Consider the following 19,621-nt stretch of genomic DNA (forward strand, 5'->3'; position numbering starts at 1 on the left):
GATCTCGTAACAGATACCGCCATGCTCATGGCTGCAGGCTTGGGAAAACGCATGCGCCCCCTGACGGCCACTACCCCCAAACCCTTGGTGCGGGTCGCCGGCAAGCCGCTGATCGATCGTGCACTGGACCGACTTGATGAAGCCGGCGTGGCGAGGGCGATCGTCAATGTTCACTATCTGGCCGATGCGATCGAGGCGCATATCGGGTCGCGTCAGGCACCCAAAGTGACGTTTTCAGACGAGCGCGACCAACTCCTGGAAACAGGTGGCGGCATGGTGAAGGCGCTGAACGCCGGATTGCTGCCAGACCCTTTCTTCGCCTGCAACGCCGACAGCATCTGGCTCGACGGACCGCGCAACGCCTTTGCAGAGTTGTCCGCCGCTTGGAACCCCGATCAGATGGACGCGCTACTGATGCTGGTCACCCATGCCCGGGCCTATAATTTCGACGGTATAGGCGATTTCTACATGGACGGTGCCGGGCGGTTGAAGCGCAAGCTGCCCGGCAGGATCGCCCCCTTCATCTATACCGGCATCCAGCTGGTGTCGCACCGCCTTCTGCACGATTCGCCCGAGGGCAAGTTTTCCACCAACATCCTGTGGGACCGGTCGATCGATGAAGGGCGGCTGTTTGGGATCGCCTTCACCGGTCATTGGTACGAGGTCGGTACACCTGCGCATATCCGCCCGACCGAGATGGCGCTTACAGGTGGCTGAGCGGTCTCGGCCGAAAGTCTATTCGATTGCTGCACACCGCGGCTTGGCCGATGCGCTAGTCGCGGGACTTGTCCCACGCTACGCAGAACCCGAGTTCGGACTTGCTCGTCTGACACTCCTTCTGCCGAGCAGCCGTGCGCGTCGGACCGTTTCCGAAGCATTCATCCGCCAAGCGGGTGACAAGCGGGCTCCGGGTTTGCTCATGCCGCGCATGGCCGTAGTCGGCGATCTCGACCTAGACGAGACGCTCGGCCCGCTTCTAGATCCGCTCGGTGCCGGCGAAATTCCCCCGGCTATCGACCCTCAGCGCCGGCTCTTCGCCCTCGCGCGAATGATTGCCGAAACCATGGGCGACGATGCTCCCACCGGTGCGACGTTGCTGCGTCTCGCGCGCGAAACCGGTGCGACGATGGATCGGCTCTTGGTCGAGGGGATCGGCCCTGAGGAACTGGTTGGCAACGCAGTGCTGGATTTGTTCGGATCCCTGTCGGGACATTGGCAAGATAGCTTGCGCGTCTTTGCAAATGTTCAGGCCAAGTGGCTGTCTCAATTGCAAAAATGGAACGCACTGGACGCTGCGACACGGCGCAATCGGTTGTTCGATTGGGCAGCGCAGAGGTGGAGGGTCACGCCTCCCGCTACGCCAATTGTCGCCGCCGGAGTGACCAGCGCCGCTCCGTCGCTTGCCAAACTGCTCCGTGTCGTCGCCGATCTCGAAAACTGTGCGGTGGTGCTGCCCGATTTCGACCTGACGATGCCCCAGGGTGTCTGGGACGAGCTTGGGAGAGCGGGTGCGCCGTCCAAGCCGGAAGATACGCCGTTCGCCCGCGAGGATGCGGTCACCCATCCGCAGTATCACCTGAAACTGCTACTCAATCGGATGGGGGTGGCGCGAGAGGAAGTGCAGCCTTGGCCTCGCAAGGGTATGGCGGCCTCTCCACCCGAACGTAGCCATGCTATCGGCTTGCTCTTTCTGCCGCCCGAAGCAAGCAAGAGCTGGGTCGACCTGCCTGCCGAAAAGCGTCGCCTTTCGGGTGTGCGGGTCATGCAGGCGGCAACGCCGGAGGAAGAGGCGCAGGCAATCGCGCTTTTGGTGCGGAAGGCGCTCGCTGAGCCTGAAAAGCGTGTGGCCGTGGTCACGCCCGATCGTCCACTTGCACGCAGGGTCGTCCATCACCTCGCTCGCTGGAACATCCTGGCCGACGATTCCGGCGGCCGCCCTCTGTCGCAAACCGCCGCAGGACGCGCTTTTCTGCTCGCCGCAGAGGTCATGGCAGAGAATGCCAAGGCCGTTACGCTGATGGCTCTGTTGGGACACCCACTGGCCGATGGGGGGATGGAGCGCGGCGCTTGGTTACGACAGCTCCGCAAGGTCGAGCGCGAATTGCGCGGCCCGAGGCTTGAGGCCGGATTGGGCCCGATCCGTGACGCGGTTGCCAAGCTCGCTCACACGGGCGAGCGGATCTTGGACTGGTGGGAGTTGGCCGAAGCGGCGATCGTTCCTCTAGTCGACACCGATCCCGCAAGGCCAGCTAGTATGAGCGATCAGATCGACATCATCGCCGCATCTGCCGAAGCATTATGTGGTGAAAAAATGTGGGCGAGGGAGGACGGCCGCAGCCTCGCACAGTTTGTCGAAGACTTTCGTCTCCGCGCACGTGAGGCCGCCTTCGAGGTGCGACCGCGCGATGTGTCCCGCGTGCTGGCAGACGCAATGGAGGGCATTGCCGTTCGGCCACCATATGGAGGTCATGCCCGCTTGCAGATACTCGGCTTGCTCGAAGCGAGGATGAACCGGGCGGATCTGGTGATCTGTGCGGGCCTCAACGAGGGTGTGTGGCCAGCTAGAAGCGGTGTCGATGCACTGCTTGCTCCACCGGTTTTGCGGGCGCTTGGCGTTCCTGGAAGCGATTTTCGCATTGGACTCTCGGCGCACGATCTTGCCGGGGCACTCGGCGCGCCGGAAGTCGTGCTCACCCGCGCCGCACGGGGTGATGGCGGTCCGGCCATTCCCTCGCGGTTTCTGCTCCGCGTGCAGGCATTGCTTGGGGATATGCTACCCAAGCATGCCGAAAACAGCGCCATCGAATACGCGCGAGCGATGGTTCGTGCTCCCGAAGCGCCAGTCTATCCAAGGCCGCGCCCCATGCCCAGCGCCGAGCAGAGGCGGGTGGATATCTCGGCAACCGCGCTCGATCGGTTGCGCGGCGATCCTTACCAGTTCTTTGCAGGCAAGATCATGCAGTTGCAGGATCTCGACACGCTGGATGCCGTGCCGCGTCCGGCATGGCAGGGCGAGGTCGCGCACGAGATCCTTGAAGAGTGGCACAAGGCTGAACCGCAAACACCCATTGTCGAAATAATGGAGCGCATATTCGAGAAGCGCAATGTCCATCCGCTCATGCGCGGGCTTTGGCAGCCGCGCCTGAAACGGGCGCTTCAATGGGTCGAGCAGGAGATCGCAGGCTACACAGAACGCCAGGTCGTCGCGGTCGAGGCCTGGGGTGAGATGGAGGTCGATGGAGTACGCATCCACGGCAAGATCGACAGGCTAGACCGGTTTGCGGATGGAAGCTTCGGCATCGTCGATTACAAGACTGGATCGCCCCCGTCCTCGAAAATGGTTGAGCAGGGATTTGCTCTGCAACTCGGCCTGCTCGGCATGATAGCAGAGCGGGGCGGTTTCAAGGCAGGAGCCGGCGTGCCGAGCGCGTTCGAATACTGGTCGCTGGCCAAGGCGAAAAGCGAAACCAACCCTGTCGGCTTTGGATATATTGAAACCCCGCTGAGGATCGGGAACAAGCGCAGTGGCTTGCCACCAGAGGATTTCCTGCCGACGACCGCTAGGTTTCTGGAAGGTGCCATCGCTGCCTGGATCAAGGGTGACGAACCGTTCACCGCGCGGCTCAATCCCGACTATCCCGCCTACGACACCTACGATCAGCTGATGCGGCTCGACGAGTGGCTCCCCCACCTGGATGTCGAGGGCGATACGCAATGAGCGGTAAGGTTTACCCTCTCGTCGGACACCAGCGCGATGCCGTCGATCCGCACGAAAGCGTATGGTTGTCGGCCAGCGCCGGTACTGGCAAGACACAGGTGCTCTCAGCGCGTGTACTGCGGCTCTTGCTCGAACCCAGTGCGGATCCCTCGCAGATACTGTGCCTCACTTTCACCAAAGCAGGCGCCGCCGAAATGGCCGTGCGCGTCAACGAAGTGCTGGCTCGTTGGGTACGGCTGTCCGACACAGCGCTGGCGGAGGAGCTTGGCAATCTGGGCGCCGCGACCGACCCCGACGCACGGGCGCGAGCGCGCTCGCTCTTCGCGCGGGTGCTGGATTGTCCCGGCGGTGGTCTACGGATCGATACGATCCATGCCTTCGCGCAATATTTGCTCGCCGCTTTCCCGAATGAGGCACAAATTCTGCCGGGAAGCCAACCGATGGAGGATCGCGACCGCGAACTCTTGAGCCTGGACGTTCTCGCCGAGCTGCTCGAAACCGGCGATCCAGCCTTTCGCGAAGCTGTAGCCGAGATGAGCCGTCGCAAGGGCGCCGATGCCGTGCGCGAATGGCTCATGAAATGTACAGGCTATCTCGATCTGTGGCGCCAACCGGGATGGCAGGGCGATCTAGCCGTTCCGGTATGTCGCGCGCTTGGCATACCGTCCGGCGCCGATCGTGAGTGGGTCGAGGAAGCATGTGCCGACATTCACTTTCCCATCGCTGCCCTTCAGGCCTGTGGCCGGGTGAATGCCGAATGGAATACGGCGACAGGCCTGAAGAATGCCGATTTCGCCGCTGACTGGCTGGCAGCAAGTCCTGCGAAGCGCCTTGAAACGCTTGACGGCTTTTTCGGCTCACTGCTGACGCAAAAAGGCGAGCCGAGCAGGCTGGCCAACCTCGAAAAGATCGATCCCTCTTACGGTCTGCACATTGCCGAAGTTGTCGAGGGTATTGCCGCAATCGCGGAACGTCGCGCTTTGCTCGATCTCGCAGACTTCCTTGTCCCGCAGCTTGTGGCGGGACGCGCTTTTGCGCTTAGGTGGGAGGAGGCCAAGGCGCGCGAGGGGCTCGTCGATTTCGACGACCTTATCATTCGCGCAGCGCATTTGCTTTCTGGCAACCTCATGGCTGACTGGATCCGCTACAAGCTCGACCGCAGCTTCGATCACATCCTCGTCGACGAGGCGCAGGATACCAATCGAGCGCAGTGGGAGATCGTGGAAGCGCTCGCCGACGATTTCTTCAGCGGCGAAGGGGCAAGAGGCGATATCGTTCGGACGATCTTCACCGTGGGCGATTTCAAGCAGGCCATCTTCGGTTTCCAAGGTACGAGCCCGCGCAATTTCAGCGAGGCGCGAGACCGGTTTGCCAAGCGCATGCGGCTGACGGCGGACGCAGCCGGTGAGGTACGCAGCGGTGCGCGCCCACGCTACCTTCAGGAATACGGCCTGGGCCAGAGTTTCCGCACGGCCGATACCGTACTCGATTTTGTGGATAGGGCGATTGGAGCCATCGGCAGCGAGCAACTGGGTCTCGACCGCGATGCCGAGGAACACGACGGGCAGGCCCGTCCGGGTATGGTGACGCTATGGAACCTGATCCACGCCGATAGCGGGATCGAAGAGGGAGAGGTGGACGAAGGCTGGCTGGGTCGACACGATCGCAAGCTGGCCGATCGCATCGCCTTGCAGGTCAGGCGCTGGATGGACCAGGGCTTCCCACTCGTGAAGGATCGAAGGAAAGAAGAACCTCCGCGCCGCGCCGGACCAGGCGATGTCATGGTACTCGTAAGGAAGCGTCGCGATCTGGCCTCGCTAATTGTCGCTCGATTGTACCGTCACGGTGTGCCGGTGGCCGGGGTGGACAGGCTCCGGCTCGGTAATCCGCTGGCCGTAAAAGACCTTATGGCAGCGATCCGCTTTGCTGCCCAACCGCTCGACGATCTGACGCTTGCCTGCCTGCTTGTCTCGCCATTGATCGGTTGGAGCCAGGAGGACCTCCTCGAATACGGATATCGCGAAAAGAACATCCGGCTGTGGGAGCACCTGCGCGGCAGCGAGCACCCATACGTTACCGAAACCATGATGACCTTGCGCGAAATCCTGCGGCGGGCAGATTTCGATGCTCCGCAACAATTGCTGCACTGGATACTGATCGGTCCCATGGACGGTCGCCGCCGACTGGTGGCGCGGTTGGGGCGCGAGGCCAACGATCCGATCGACGAATTGCTCAATGCGGCCAGCGCCTACGCGGCCAGCCATGTTGCCAGCCTGCAAGGCTTCATCCAATGGTTTGATGCCGGTGAGGGCGAGATCAAGCGCGAGGCAGGCGAAAGTCGCGATCAGGTGCGGGTTATGACGGTGCACGGCTCGAAGGGTTTGCAGGCACCTATCGTGATTTTGGCCGATGCGGCGATCGGACCCGACGGTGCACGCAATCTGGAGCTTGAGGACAAATTTTCAGGCACGGATGAGATAAGCAGAATACCGCTTCCCGGGCTAAATCAGGAGCAAAAGGTCGGTCCCTTGCGCGCAGCTGAGGACATCGCAGCCGCAGCGGAGATGGAAGAGCACTGGCGCCTTCTCTACGTTGCCATGACGCGTGCTGAGGAAGCGTTGTTCATAGGGGGCTCCCTCGGTCCCCGGGAAGTGAAACGTGGGGTGCCGCATGAAGATAGCTGGTACGCACGCCTGCAATCGCTGTTTGGTGGCGATGCGCAGGCTGACGATCTCTGGGGCTCTCGCTGGGAATGGGGCGAGCTGACCGATGAAGAACCGGTAGAGGTTCCTGGGGAAGATGAAGCTGCGATCGACCTGCCGGACTGGGCGACGCGACCGGTGGGCCCCGAGCCGCGCCCACCGCGCCCGCTTTCGCCCTCGGGACTAGGGGAAGTGGAGGGGAGTGATCCCCCGCTTCCACCGGCGCAAGCCGTCGAGGCCGCGCGGCGGGGGGTTTTGATCCACGCTCTGCTCGAACGGTTGCCGCAAATTGCGGAGCACGATCGCGCCGACCGCGCGCAGGCGTGGCTGGCTCGGCAGGCGAGCGATCTTTCCGATGCCGCACGAGACGAGATTGTCGATCGGGCGCTTGCCGTGATCGCCGATCCGGATTTTGCCGAAGTTTTCGGCGCTGATGCGCTGACAGAAGTACCGCTAGCGGCGACCGTTGATGGGCAAGTGGTCATGGGAACCATCGACAGGCTCCTCGTTACGCCCAAGAAAATTACTGTGGTCGATTTCAAGACCGCCCGACGGCCGCCCGCATCGGTGGACGAAATTCCGGACGGCGCAATGAAGCAGATGGCTGCATATGTCGCTGCCCTCGAGGTAATCTATCCTGTACGCACGGTCGAGGCCGCCGTTCTCTATACCCAGACCCCGCAACTCTTCGCCTTGCCCTCAGAGCGGCTCGCTTCTTACAAGAGCGCGTTTGCGGGACTGCAGGAAAGTTTTGCACTGCCACCCGTTGAGTAATTGCGCGCGCCGCCCACATCGGTGGCAACCCGAATTCCAGGAGATATCCCATGGCTACCACCGCCGTCACCGATGCCAGTTTCAAATCCGACGTGCTCGAAAGCGATAAGCCCGTATTGGTCGATTTCTGGGCCGACTGGTGCGGCCCATGCAAGATGATCGCGCCTGCGCTCGAGGAACTGAGCGAAGAGCTGGGCGACAAGGTCACGATCGCCAAGATGGACATCATGGAAAATCCCGATGTTCCAGGTTCGATGGGGGTCCAGTCCATCCCCTATCTGGTGCTGTTCAAGAATGGCGAACCCGCCGCTCAAATGCGCGGGGCGGCTCCAAAAGGTCAGCTCAAGCAGTGGCTTGAGGGCGAACTGTAATCCATTCTCGCGTATAGTTCGGCGAGTCCGTCCCACAGGGTCGGGCTCGCTGCGCCCAAAAGACCCGTGCGGCCGACCTCGTCCACGCGATAGGGTGAGCCGTCGGGCCTCGCTGCTTTTCCGCCCGCCTCGTTTAGCCACAAAGCACCGGCCGCATGGTCCCATGCGAGCGTGCGTTCGAAAAAAGATACATCGTTCTGGCCGAGGACAAGCCTGGGGTATTGCTCCGCCGCGCAGCGTGGCGTTTCGACCGTGCGGTAGAATGGCGCTATGTGCTCTGTGACCTGTTTGCGCCGTTGAGGGTCAAGGAAAATGACGGAAATTGCGGCAACCGGCGGGGTCTCGCCCGTCGTACGTGAAGCGGTTTGTTGACCATCGACAAATGCACCGCCGCCGCGATGGGCACTGCAAAAACGGCCCGAAACGCAGTCATAGATCCAGCCTGATTGCGTGTACCCCCCCGAGGCGAGTGCCAACAGGATCCCGAAGGGTGCGTTGCCATGCGCGAAGTTGTGTGTCCCGTCGATCGGATCGATGATCCAGCAATCGCCGGACAGATCATCGAGAACGGATTTGTCCGCGTGCGCCGCCTCCTCGCCAACTATGGCAAGAGAGTCGTCGATCCGTGCCAGACCTTCTGCCAGCCTGATCTCGGCCTGGCGGTCGGCTATGGTCACAAGATCGTCTTCGGCTTTTTCGATGATTTCGTTACCGGACAGATTGCGATAGCGCGGCAAGATTGCTTGCTCGGTCACACGTTTCATGAGTGCGAGGATTTCCGCGTCGAGCGTCCTCACGAGCGATAGTCCGCGTTGATCGAGATGTATCCGTGGGTCAGGTCGCAGGTCCACACAGTCGCGCAGCCATCGCCCACACCAAGATCGACGTCGATACGAATGTCACGACCTTCGAGATGCCTGGCAATCGGAGCCTCGTCATAGTCGGGCAGGGGCTGGCCGTCCTTCGCCGCCCAAGTGCCCCCGAAGCCGATCGAAAGTTTGTCGCGATCGGCCGGTTCGCCGGCCTTGCCGACCGCCATGACCACTCGGCCCCAGTTTGCATCGCCGCCGGCTATGGCCGTCTTTACCAAAGGGGAATTGGCGATGGCGAGACCAACGCGGCGAGCACTTGAATCACTGTCGGCGCCAGCGACCGCAATCTCGATGAATTTCTGAGCCCCTTCTCCATCGCGAACCACCAGGTGCGCAAGCTCTCGACAAACTTCGAGCAGCGCGGCGTAGAAAGCATCCGCTCCAGCATCGCCCCACGATGCGAGAGGTGCATTCTCCGCCTTGCCGGTAGCGAACAGCAGCACCGTGTCACTCGTCGACGTATCGCTGTCGACCGTGATGCACGAAAAGCTCGCCTCGCTCGCCTTGGACAGCATTTCCTGGAGAAAGCCCGGTTCGATCAGTGCATCGGTGAAGATGTAGCCGAGCATTGTCGCCATGTCGGGCGCGATCATACCGCTGCCTTTGATAAAGCCGGCAAGTTCGGTTCGCGTCGCTCCCAGCAAGGCGGAAGCGGTCTTGCCTTTGGTGAAGGTGTCGGTTGTGCCGATCGCTCTTGCGGCGTCTTCCCAGCCGCACGGTTCTGCAATCAGTGCGGCTTCGATCCCGGCCTTCGCTTTGTCTTTCGGCAGCGGGACTCCGATCACGCCCGTGGAGGAAACGAAAACCTCGCTCGGCTGACAATCGAACGCGCCCGCGACCTGCGCCATGATCGCTTCGACCGCTTCGCGCCCGCGATATCCGGTAAAGGCGTTCGAATTGCCCGCGTTGACCACCAGCGCCCGCGCACGCCCGAGTTTGACCTGCTCGCGGCCAATTTCGACCTCTCGCGAAGCACAAGCGCTTCTGGTGAAAACTCCTGCAACCGCGGTCTCGGGCGCCAGCTCTGCCAGCGTAAGGTCGCAGCGGTCCCAGCTTTTGTATTGCGCGCGCGCCACGCGAAGCGTGACACCGTCGATTTTGGGCAAGTGGGGGAAGGGGCGGGCAAGGGGTGAGCGTTCGAGTTCCATCGCTGCCCCGAATAGTGCCGGAGAGCCACGGGGTAAACTGTGAAGCGGGGTGGACGCGCGCGGCGACACGCCCTATCTGAACGATGCAATGCTTCGTCGTTTGATCACTCTGCTTGCGCTCCTCACCGGCCTCGCCGCCGCGGGCGCGCCTGCTCATGCAGTCATCTACAATGAGGCATCGGGTGTCGAATTGGCGGCAAAGGCCGAAAAAGCGCGTAAGGGCGACGCCTGCGAATGCAGCCGCGTCAACCGGCAGTCTTTCGACACAATTCGGGCGAAGAAGCCGTGCAAGCCGGCTCCCGTCATTACTGTTGTCATTCCGACAGTGCAGTTCGGCGTCGACCGCTCTTACGAATAGCTCGCAGCGGCAGCTCAAGATTTCCTCCCGGCACGAGCAGCGTGCACGGGCGTTCACACCATAGAATTCATTCAGAAGGCTCAGGGCCCCTCACATGCTCAATTCCATCATGAAGTCGATGTTCGGCTCGTCGAACGACCGCTATGTCAAATCGCTCGGCAAGATCGTGGCCCAGATCAACGCGCTCGAACCGCAGATACAGGCGCTCTCGGACGAGGAACTGGCTGCACAGACCGACAAGTTCCGCGCGCAGCTGGCCGATGGCAAGACGCTGGACGACATTCTTCCCGAAGCGTTCGCCACCGTTCGCGAGGCATCGGTCCGCGTGCTGGGGATGCGTCATTTCGATGTGCAGATGGTGGGCGGTATCGTCCTTCACCGTGGCGAAATCGCCGAGATGCGCACGGGTGAAGGCAAGACGCTGGTCGCGACTCTGGCGACCTATCTCAATGCGATCGAGGGCAAGGGCGTCCACGTGGTTACGGTCAACGACTACCTGGCTGCCCGTGACGCCGAGTGGATGGGTCGTCTGCACAAGTTTCTCGGCCTGACCGTCGGCGTGATCGTACCGAATCTCGGCGAGCATCAGCGCCGCGAGGCCTACAATTCGGATATCACTTATTCGACCAATAACGAGCTCGGCTTCGACTACCTGCGCGACAACATGAAGCACGAGCGCAGCCAGATGGTGCAGCGCCCCTTCAATTTCGCCATCGTTGACGAGGTGGACTCGATCCTGATCGACGAAGCGCGGACGCCGCTGATCATCTCGGGTCCTACGGAAGACAAGTCCGATCTCTACATTTCGATCGACGAAGTGGTGAAGACCTTCCCCGACGATTGGTACGAGAAGGACGAGAAGCAGCGCAGCATCCAGCTAACCGAAGAGGGTACGGAGGAAGTCGAAAAGCTGCTGATCGAAAAGGGCCTGCTGGAGACCGAGAATCTGTACGACGTGGAGAACACGCAGGTCGTCCACCATCTCGACCAGGCACTACGCGCGGTGCACATGTTCAAGAAGGACACCGACTATATCGTCAAGGACGACAAGGTCGTCATCATCGACGAATTCACCGGACGCATGATGGAAGGGCGTCGTTGGTCGAACGGCCTGCACCAGGCGGTGGAGGCCAAAGAAGGAGTCAAGATCGAGCCGGAGAACCAGACGCTCGCCTCGATCACCTTCCAGAACTATTTCCGCATGTATCCCAAACTGTCGGGCATGACCGGCACCGCGGCGACAGAAGCGGCGGAATTCTGGGACATCTACAAGATGAACGTGGTCGAGATCCCGACCAATGTCCCCGTCGCGCGCATCGACGAGGATGACGAGTTCTATAAGAATACCCAGGACAAGTTCAAAGCCATCGCCAAGGCGATTGCCGAGAAGAACGCGATCGGTCAGCCCGTGCTTGTCGGCACCGTGTCGATCGAAAAGTCCGAAATGCTCAGCGAATTCCTCCGACAGGAAGGTGTCGAGCACGAGGTTCTCAATGCTCGTCAGCATGAGCGGGAGGCGCATATCGTGGCGCAGGCCGGCCGTATCGGTGCGGTGACGATTGCCACCAACATGGCCGGTCGCGGCACCGATATCCAGCTTGGCGGCAATGTCGATTTCCGGATCGAAGATGAACTCGGCGACATGGAAGATGGAGCAAAGAAGGATCTCGAACGGGATCGCATCAAGGCGGAGATAGCGACTGAGCGTCAGAGGGTTCTGGATGCGGGCGGCCTGTTCGTGCTGGGCACCGAGCGTCACGAGAGCCGACGGATCGACAACCAGCTGCGCGGTCGTTCCGGCCGTCAGGGAGACCCAGGCCTCAGCCGTTTCTATCTGTGCCTTGAAGACGATCTTCTCCGTATTTTCGGGCCGGATACTCTGTTTGCAAAAATGATGAACTCGAACCTGGAAGACGGCGAGGCGATCGGCTCCAAGTGGCTTTCCAAGGCAATCGAGACCGCGCAGAAGAAGGTCGAGGCGCGTAACTACGAAATCCGCAAACAGGTCGTGCAGTACGACGACGTGATGAACGATCAGCGCAAGGTCATCTACGAACAGCGCGCCGAAATCATGGACAGCGAAGCGGTTGACGATGTGGTGGTCGATATGCGCCACGACGCGATCAATTCGCTGGTCGGCGAAGCCTGCCCACCGGGTTCCTATCCCGAACAGTGGGACATCGACGGCCTCAAAGAGCGGGTCGGCGACGTGCTCGGCATCGATGTACCGATCGAGCAATGGGTCGAGGAAGACCAGGTCGAACCCGAAATCATCGAGGAACGCCTTGCTGCCGAAGCCGACACGATCATGGACAACAAGATCGCCGCCGCGGATCCCGCTTTGTGGCGCCGGATCGAGAAGAGCGTGCTGCTGCAAGAACTCGACGGGCAATGGAAGGATCACCTCGCCACGCTGGATGCCTTGCGCCAAGTAGTCGGTTTGCGCGCCCATGCACAGAAACAGCCCCTCAACGAATACAAGCAGGAAGCGTTCAGCCTATTCGAAACCATGCTCGACAAGCTGCGCGAGACCGTGACCAACAAGCTCATCCGCCTCGAACTGGTCGAGCCTGCACCTTTGCCGCAGATAGACCTGCCCGATCTTCCCGATTTCCTGACCGGTCATATCGATCCGCTATCCGGTCTGGAGAATTCGAACGACGGTGACGGGTCCGCGAATCGCGAGGCTTTGTTCGGTGCGCTGGCGGGTAGTCCCCGCGCCGCCGTCGGCCCAGGCGGTTCGGCAAGCGAGAACCCGTATGCGGGGATGGACATAAGTCGCAATTCGCCCTGTCCGTGTGGCTCTGGCAACAAGTACAAACATTGTCACGGTGCGATCAGCGCCGGCGCTAAGGCCTGATTCTCTATTTTGGTGCGGGCATGGCTGCTGGCGCAGATGTTTTGAGTGGGGTCGGCGAGTTTCCGCCCACGCTTAGCCGATCTACACAGCCCGCTCGGATCAAATAAACGTGGCAGCCCTGATCGTCGGATTTTTCCTGACGGCGCTGCTCTATGCCAGCGTCGGCTTCGGTGGCGGATCGACCTATACGGCGCTGTTGGCACTTTCCGAGGTGGATTATCGAATCCTCCCATTGCTCTCTTTGGCGTGCAACATCGTGGTCGTCGCAGGCAGTTCGGTGCGGTTTGCCCGCGCAAGAGTCACGCCATGGCGCGGAGCGTTGTTATTGACGGCGACAGCCGCACCGGCGGCTTTTCTGGGCGGATTGACACCGATTGGCGAGTCCGCATTTCTGACCATCCTCGGTGGCAGCCTCGTTCTGACCGCGATCACGCTGATCCTGCCAACGGGCGATGGTCCCGTTTCGGGGCCGACGCGTTTCGCGCGCGCCATGCCCTTTCTCGCGGTTCCGCTTGGCTATCTGGCGGGCTTGGTCGGCATTGGCGGCGGTATCTTCCTTGCGCCTTTCCTGCATCTTACGAAATGGAATAGCGCGCGCGCCATTGCGGCCACAGCGAGCCTATTCATACTTGTGAACTCGCTGTTCGGAATAGCTGGGCAATTGCTGAAAGGCGGCGCGGGAAGGTTGGGGGCGGCAGTCGAACTCGGTCTTCCGCTGCTGATTGCGGTTGCAGTCGGTGGTCAGATCGGCAGCTTTCTCGCTCTGAAATATCTGCCGCAGCGCTGGATAAGGCTCGGTACAGCCGCGCTCACCGGTTGGGTGGGCGTGCGCTTGCTGTTGAATTTTTGAGCAAAATGGCTCCCCGAGTTGGATTCGAACCAACGACCAAGTGATTAACAGTCACCTACTCTACCGCTGAGCTATCGGGGAGCAGCCCGCTGGGCAGGGGTGCGCCTATATGGGTGCGATTTCCGTTTGGCAAGCGGGCAAATGGCAAAAATTACGCGCGGTTGCGCAGATGTGCGGTTCAAACCACGAACTGCTCGGCGACGATGCGCTCATCGAGCGCGTGACCGGGGTCGAACAGCAGCGTGAGTTCGCTGTCGCGAGCGATTTCGAGATCCACTTGAGCGACGTCGCGCAACTCGCGTTGATCGGCCACAACCGAGACCGGGCGCTTCTCTGCTTCCAGCACACGGAGGCCGACCCGGCTGCGATCCGGAAGTATGGCGCCATGCCATCTTCGCGGGCGGAAGGGGCTGATCGGCGTGAGCGCGATAAGGCTGGAGTCGAGCGGCAGGATCGGACCGTCGGCCGACAGGTTGTAGGCCGTCGATCCCGCGGGAGTGGCCAAGAGCACGCCATCGCAAACCAGTTCGGGAATGCGCACCTTGTCGTCAACGGTCACTTCGAGCTTTGCCGTCTGGCGCGTTTCACGCAGCAGGCTGACCTCATTGATTGCACAAAATGTGTGCTGCGCACCGTCCTGCGTTCGCGCCACCATGCGCAAGGGAGCGATGTGATGGGGTTTGGCCTTGCCGATGCGTTTGAGGAGCGTTTCGGGATTGCGATTCCGGTTCATGAGGAACCCGACCGTACCGAGATTGAGCCCATAGGCCGGGATGATCCGCCCGACATCCAGCATCGCGTGAAGCGTCTGAAGCATGAAGCCGTCACCGCCGAGAACGACCACTGCCTCTGCATCCTGCAACGGTACCCAGTCGGCGATGGTGCGAAAATCTCCGTCCGCAGCCTCCAGCGCACGCGGAGCGTCGGAAACGAGCAGGGCCAAGCGGTTGTATTCGGGCATGGTCCCCGGCATCCTCCTATCCCGGATGAAATGCGACCGGGCACGAGGCGTACCTATGTATGCGCGTCCCATTTGGCAACACAGCGGAAAAAGTGTCATAGGGTCCCGCGGGGCGCGATAAGGACAGCCGGATGGCCAGCATGCCCTACGAAATCATTGGCGGAACGCGCGATCCGCTTACTAGCCTTGCCGATCAGGCACAGGCTCGCGAAGCAATCGCGCAGTGGCAACGCGATTGGCCGCACAGCACCATCCCATGCCCCATGCACGCCATGCTCATCACGCTGGGCCGGATCGACACGGTGAACGTCGCCTTCGGCGAAAGCGCCGGCGACGGCGCACTGGTAGAGATCGCGCAGCGGATCAAGCATTTCGCAGCAGACGAACTCGAAAGCAGCAGCGCGTGGATTGCCGCGAGGTTGGGCGGTGGCAGCTTCCTGCTGGCGGCGCGCCAGGAATGCAGTCGCGAGCGCTGGCAATGGCTGGCCGAGGCGCTGGCCGATGCAATCGCTATGCCGATTGCCAATCCCGAAGGTGGGGCAAGCCTGCGCTTGTGGCCGCGACTGGCATTGATGAGGGTTACGGAAAACGACGATGCGGACAGCGTGCTTGATCGTCTATCTGAGGTTGCCGCCCGCATGCGCGATAGCAATCGGCGGCGCATCGACTGGTCCGCCGGTGAAGTAGCACGGTCGGGGCGCTCGAACCAGCAGCTAGAGGCGGATTTGCTGGCCGCGATCGATCGGGATGAGATCGAGATCCTGTTTCAGCCGCAATATGCCCTCGATGACGATCGGCTGATCGGCGCGGAAGCACTGGCCCGCTGGGAACATCCGGTCATAGGAAGGATCGGAGCAGGAACGCTGTTCCAGATCGCGGAGCGCGCCGATCACGTCGCCCATCTTTCGCGGCATATTGCCAGGCGCGCCCTTGAGGAGGCGTTGAAATGGCCAGAGTCTCTGCGGCTTTCACTCAACATCACGCCTGTCGATCTTGCTGCCGAAAACTTCGCGATCGATTTCGCGCGCATGGCGGAAAGGACGGGCTTTTCGCTCGGACGCATCACGCTCGAGATCATCGAACAGGTTCTGCTCGCCGATCTCGATCGCGTCAGCCGCGTCCTCGATCAATTGAAGCTCTTCGGCATACGGATTGCGCTCGACGATTTCGGTGCTGGGTTCTGCAATTTTCGATATCTGAAAGTGCTGCCGATCGACTGTATAAAGCTCGACCGGTCCATGCTCGATGGGGTGCTCGATGACGAGCGCGACCTCGCCGTCTTTCGCGCGATCATGGCTATGGCCGACGCGCTCGACCTCAAAGTACTCGTTGAGGGTGTAGAGAACGAGGCGCAGCGTGATCTGGCTCGCGCTGAAGGATGCGAATCCTACCAGGGCTTCTTCCGGGCCAAACCAATAGCTCCGGGTGAGTTCCTCAAGCTTACATGAGCTTAAGCTGCAACCTTTTCATACTGTCGCGATTTCTTGACGATGCCTGAAAGGCCCTTTGTCAGCTGGAACAATCCATTGAGGCGGCTTTCCGGAGAGCCCCAGGCGCGGCCTATGACCAACTTCATGTCGGGCCGCAGTTTCGCGGTGCCCTGCAGCCTGTCCACATAGGCGAGGAGGCCGACGGGATCGGGGAAATCGTCGTTGTGGAAGGTAACGAGCGTACCCTGCGCGCCGACATCGATCTTGGCTATATTCGCTTTGATCGCCTGGTGCTTTATTTCGATCAGGCGGACGAGGTTGGCGGTGGCGGGCGGCAGATCTCCGAAGCGGTCGATCATTTCGGCCGCGAGCGCCTCGATCTCGGCCTTGTCCGGGGCATCGTTGAGGCGACGGTATAGCGCCATGCGCACGGCGAGGTCGGGGACGTAGTCTTCAGGGATCATGATCGGTGCATCGACGGTGATCTGAGGGCTGATTTTTTCCGGCTTGTTCGCCAGTCCCAATTCGCCCGCCTTGGCGGCCAGGATCGCGTCTTCCAGCATCGACTGGTAGAGTTCGAAACCGACTTCGCGGATATGGCCCGACTGTTCGTCGCCCAGCAGATTGCCTGCACCGCGAATATCGAGATCGTGGCTTGCCAGCTGGAAACCTGCGCCGAGGCTGTCGAGGTCGCCCAGTACCTTCAGCCGCTTTTCCGCCACTTCGGACAGCTGCGTGTCCTGCGCGTAAGTAAGGTAGGCGTACGCGCGCAGTTTCGAACGGCCGACACGCCCGCGCAGTTGATATAGCTGGGCAAGACCGAAGATATCGGCGCGGTGGATTATAATGGTGTTCGCGCTGGGCAGATCGAGCCCGCTTTCGACAATCGTCGTGGCGAGAAGCACATCGTATTTGCCCTCGTAGAAGGCGCTCATTCGCTCTTCGATTTCGCCCGCACCCATCTGGCCGTGCGCGGCGACGAATTTCACTTCCGGAACGTTATCATGCAGCCAGTCGGAAATCTGCTCCATGTCGGAAATGCGGGGCACCACGATGAAGCTCTGCCCGCCACGATGATGTTCGCGTAGCAGCGCCTCGCGCATGACCATGTCATCCCATTCCATCACATAGGTGCGCACAGCGAGACGGTCGACCGGCGGCGTCTGGATGGTCGAGAGTTCGCGCAGGCCGGTCATCGCCATCTGTAACGTGCGTGGGATGGGCGTAGCGGTGAGCGTCAGCATATGCACGTCGGCGCGCAATTGCTTGAGCTTTTCCTTGTGCGCAACACCAAAGCGCTGCTCCTCATCGACGATGACAAGGCCGAGGTTCTTGAACTTCGTCTGCTTCGACAGGATTGCATGGGTGCCGACGACGATATCGACCTGACCATTGTCGAGTCCCTCCCGGGTTTCCTTCATTTCGCGTGCGGGGACGAGGCGTGAAAGCCTGCCAATTTTGAGCGGAAAGCCATTGAAGCGGTTAGCGAAATTCTCGAAATGCTGACGCGCAAGCAGAGTGGTGGGCGCCACTACCGCAACCTGTTGACCGTTCATTGCTGCGACAAAGGCAGCGCGCAGCGCGACCTCGGTCTTGCCGAAGCCGACATCGCCGCACACCAGGCGATCCATTGGCTTGCCGCTTTCGAGATCGGAAAGAACGTCGGCGATGGCCCGATCCTGATCGTCGGTCTCCTCATACTGGAAACGGTCGAGGAACTGGTTGTAAGGTCCGTCTTCAATCTCCAGCACCGGCGCCTTCTTCAGAGCGCGTGCGGCGGCGACATGCATCAATTCTCCGGCAATCTCGGTGATCCGTTCCTTGAGCCGCGCGCGACGCTTCTGCCAGGCTTCGCCGCCCAGCCGGTCGAGCATGACGGCTTCCTCGCTGCTGCCATAGCGGCTGAGCACATCGATATTCTCTACCGGAATGAAGAGCTTGTCGCCGCCCCTGTATTCCAGCTGGACGCAATCGTGCTTCGACTTGCCAACCGCGATGGCTTCGAGGCCGAGATATTTGCCGATGCCGTGTTCGGTATGGACGATGAGATCGCCGACGCTGAGTGCCTGCAATTCGGCGAGGAAGGCATCGGCATCCTTGCGCTTCCTTTTGCGGCGCACCAGCCGGTCGCCTAGAATGTCCTGCTCGGTCAGCAGTTCCATCTCGTCATTGGCGAAACTTGCCTCGATTGGCAGAATCAGAGCCGCAGGCTTGCCTTTGGCCGACAGACCCAGCGCTTCCTGCCAAGTTTCGGCCATCTGTACCGGCGTGCCGGCTTCATCGAGGATTGATGCAATGCGCGAGCGGCTGCCCTTGGAATAGGCGGCCAGAAGCGGGCGTTTGCCGGACTTCGACAACGATTTCAGATGCTCCGCCAGGATCGGATAGACATTATCGCCGCGGGCACGTTCGGGAGCGAAATCGCGGCCCGAGCGGAAGCCGAAGTCGATCACCGTGTCGCTTTCGGGCTCGTCGAAAGGCGTCGCGCGGTGGGTGGGTGCATCGGCAAGGGCTCGTTTGAACTCATCGCCCGTCAAATAGAGCGCCTCCGGCTTCAGAGGACGATAGTTGCCTTTGGCCTGACCGGTAATGGCTGTGCGTTGCTCAAAGTAGTCGGAGATGTCCTTGACGCGTTCGTCGGCTGCAGCGAGCGCAGCCTGATCCACGACCACAAGGTCATCCTTGCCGATATGGTCGAACAGCGTCGCCAGCTTCTCCTCGAAGAGCGGCAACCAGTGCTCCATCCCGGCGAGGCGCCGTCCGTCGCTCACAGCCTCGTAGAGCGGGTCCTGCGTCGCATTGGCGCCGAACATCTCGCGGTAACGACTACGGAAGCGCTTGATGCTGTCCTCGTCGAGCAGCGCTTCGCTGGCGGGCAGGAGCAGATGCGACTGTAGCTTGCCGGTGCTCATCTGCGTGTTGGGATCGAAGGTCCGAAGGCTTTCCAGCTCGTCCCCGAAGAAATCGAGGCGCAGCGCCTCGTCCATGCCGCTGGGGAAGATATCGACGATAGAGCCGCGCACGGCATATTCGCCCTTGTCGATCACGGTATCGGTGCGGCTGTATCCCTGGCGCTGGAACAGGGCGGAGAGACTTTCGCGTCCGATCTCAATCCCCGCCCTGAATTCCCGCACACTCTCGCGTATGCGAAAGGGTGTGAGGACACGCTGCAGCACTGCATTGGCCGTAGTTACGACGAGTTGAGCCTTGGCCTTGCCCGCTTGCAGGCGATGTAGTGCGGCCAGCCGCCTTGCGCTGATCGACAGCGCGGGGCTCGCCCGGTCGTAGGGGAGCGAATCCCAGGCGGGAAATTCGATGACTTCGAGTTCAGGCGCGAAAAAGGCGGCGGCATCGACAATCCCGCGCATCGCCGCATCGTCGGGTGCGATGAATACGGCGCGACCGGTGCTCGCCCGGGTGAGGTCCGCCATCACCAGCGGCTGCGCACCGCGAGCGACCTGTGCTAGCGTAAGCGGGTGTTTCGATTTCAGAATACGGGACAGGTCGGGCATCGTGTTCCTTAGCGTTCCTTCGCGCGCAGCGTTCCGCACACGTACGATTGCCCCCTGCCCGAACG

Annotated in this window: 12 protein-coding genes and 1 tRNA gene; 8 read left to right on the forward strand and 5 right to left on the reverse strand. The window is 61.1% G+C overall.

The features are described from left to right. Positions 1–21: 21 nt before the first annotated feature. The 4 genes from K3174_RS13610 to trxA are packed head-to-tail and all read left to right on the forward strand — an operon-like array spanning position 22 to position 7,565. Positions 22–717 carry a nucleotidyltransferase family protein gene (locus K3174_RS13610; RefSeq protein ID WP_247712192.1) on the forward strand — a complete coding sequence of 232 codons (696 nt, stop codon included), beginning with the start codon at positions 22–24 and terminating at the stop codon, positions 715–717. Continuing rightward, on the forward strand, positions 710–3,718 hold the full coding sequence (addB, locus tag K3174_RS13615) for a double-strand break repair protein AddB (RefSeq protein ID WP_345719660.1): 3,009 nt from the start codon (positions 710–712) through the stop codon (positions 3,716–3,718). Before K3174_RS13610 ends, addB begins: the two co-directional genes overlap by 8 nt. Further along, complete coding sequence (gene addA / locus K3174_RS13620; protein ID WP_221559480.1) at positions 3,715–7,194, forward strand: double-strand break repair helicase AddA; 3,480 nt, start codon at positions 3,715–3,717, stop codon at positions 7,192–7,194. Before addB ends, addA begins: the two co-directional genes overlap by 4 nt. A gap of 50 nt (positions 7,195–7,244) precedes the next feature. Continuing rightward, on the forward strand, positions 7,245–7,565 hold the full coding sequence (trxA, locus tag K3174_RS13625) for a thioredoxin (protein WP_221559482.1): 321 nt from the start codon (positions 7,245–7,247) through the stop codon (positions 7,563–7,565). Here trxA and K3174_RS13630 read toward each other — a convergent pair. Together K3174_RS13630 and argJ are read right to left on the reverse strand one after the other, a co-directional pair. Next, complete coding sequence (locus K3174_RS13630; protein ID WP_345719661.1) at positions 7,532–8,362, reverse strand: inositol monophosphatase family protein; 831 nt, start codon at positions 8,360–8,362, stop codon at positions 7,532–7,534. The two genes, trxA and K3174_RS13630, sit on opposite strands and share 34 nt — an antisense overlap. After that, positions 8,359–9,585, reverse strand: coding sequence for a bifunctional glutamate N-acetyltransferase/amino-acid acetyltransferase ArgJ (argJ, locus tag K3174_RS13635; RefSeq protein WP_221559484.1), 1,227 nt, complete (start codon positions 9,583–9,585; stop codon positions 8,359–8,361). Before argJ ends, K3174_RS13630 begins: the two co-directional genes overlap by 4 nt. A gap of 49 nt (positions 9,586–9,634) precedes the next feature. Between argJ and K3174_RS13640 the strand changes: the two genes are divergently transcribed. The 3 genes from K3174_RS13640 (at position 9,635) to K3174_RS13650 (ending at position 13,653) form a co-directional block, all read left to right on the forward strand. Beyond that, entirely contained in the window at positions 9,635–9,943 is a 309-nt protein-coding gene (locus tag K3174_RS13640) for a hypothetical protein (protein WP_221559486.1), read from the forward strand. Between the two features lie 94 nt (positions 9,944–10,037). Continuing rightward, positions 10,038–12,803, forward strand: coding sequence for a preprotein translocase subunit SecA (gene secA, locus K3174_RS13645; RefSeq protein WP_221559488.1), 2,766 nt, complete (start codon positions 10,038–10,040; stop codon positions 12,801–12,803). 109 nt (positions 12,804–12,912) lie between these two features. Further along, positions 12,913–13,653 (forward strand): sulfite exporter TauE/SafE family protein, encoded by a 741-nt coding sequence (locus K3174_RS13650; RefSeq protein ID WP_221559490.1) that lies wholly within the window; start codon positions 12,913–12,915, stop codon positions 13,651–13,653. Positions 13,654–13,659: 6 nt separating this feature from the next. Here the strand turns inward: K3174_RS13650 and K3174_RS13655 are convergent. Then, positions 13,660–13,734: transfer RNA gene (locus K3174_RS13655), tRNA-Asn, on the reverse strand. 97 nt (positions 13,735–13,831) lie between these two features. After that, the gene (locus tag K3174_RS13660; RefSeq protein WP_221559491.1) at positions 13,832–14,614 is read right to left on the reverse strand and encodes an NAD kinase; all 783 of its coding nucleotides are present in this window, start codon (positions 14,612–14,614) and stop codon (positions 13,832–13,834) included. A 131-nt stretch (positions 14,615–14,745) separates the two neighbouring features. Between K3174_RS13660 and K3174_RS13665 the strand changes: the two genes are divergently transcribed. Then, on the forward strand, positions 14,746–16,062 hold the full coding sequence (locus K3174_RS13665) for a GGDEF domain-containing phosphodiesterase (RefSeq protein ID WP_221559493.1): 1,317 nt from the start codon (positions 14,746–14,748) through the stop codon (positions 16,060–16,062). Positions 16,063–16,064: 2 nt separating this feature from the next. Here the strand turns inward: K3174_RS13665 and mfd are convergent, their stop codons facing one another. Beyond that, positions 16,065–19,556: a transcription-repair coupling factor gene (gene mfd / locus K3174_RS13670; protein ID WP_221559495.1), complete on the reverse strand. Its 3,492-nt coding sequence runs from the start codon at positions 19,554–19,556 to the stop codon at positions 16,065–16,067. Positions 19,557–19,621 lie beyond the last annotated feature (65 nt).

The sequence above is a fragment of the Qipengyuania qiaonensis genome (assembly GCF_019711515.1).
In the GTDB taxonomy this organism is placed as follows: Bacteria; Pseudomonadota; Alphaproteobacteria; order Sphingomonadales; family Sphingomonadaceae; genus Qipengyuania; species Qipengyuania qiaonensis.

Excerpts from the sequence above, each read along its gene's own strand:
- K3174_RS13610 (WP_247712192.1), top strand. The coding sequence starts at position 22 with ATGCTCATGGCTGCAGGCTTGGGAAAACGCATGCGCCCCCTGACGGCC.
- addA (WP_221559480.1), top strand. The coding sequence starts at position 3,715 with ATGAGCGGTAAGGTTTACCCTCTCGTCGGACACCAGCGCGATGCCGTC.
- trxA (WP_221559482.1), top strand. The coding sequence starts at position 7,245 with ATGGCTACCACCGCCGTCACCGATGCCAGTTTCAAATCCGACGTGCTC.
- argJ (WP_221559484.1), bottom strand. The coding sequence starts at position 9,585 with ATGGAACTCGAACGCTCACCCCTTGCCCGCCCCTTCCCCCACTTGCCC.
- secA (WP_221559488.1), top strand. The coding sequence starts at position 10,038 with ATGCTCAATTCCATCATGAAGTCGATGTTCGGCTCGTCGAACGACCGC.
- K3174_RS13660 (WP_221559491.1), bottom strand. The coding sequence starts at position 14,614 with ATGCCCGAATACAACCGCTTGGCCCTGCTCGTTTCCGACGCTCCGCGT.
- K3174_RS13665 (WP_221559493.1), top strand. The coding sequence starts at position 14,746 with ATGGCCAGCATGCCCTACGAAATCATTGGCGGAACGCGCGATCCGCTT.
- mfd (WP_221559495.1), bottom strand. The coding sequence starts at position 19,556 with ATGCCCGACCTGTCCCGTATTCTGAAATCGAAACACCCGCTTACGCTA.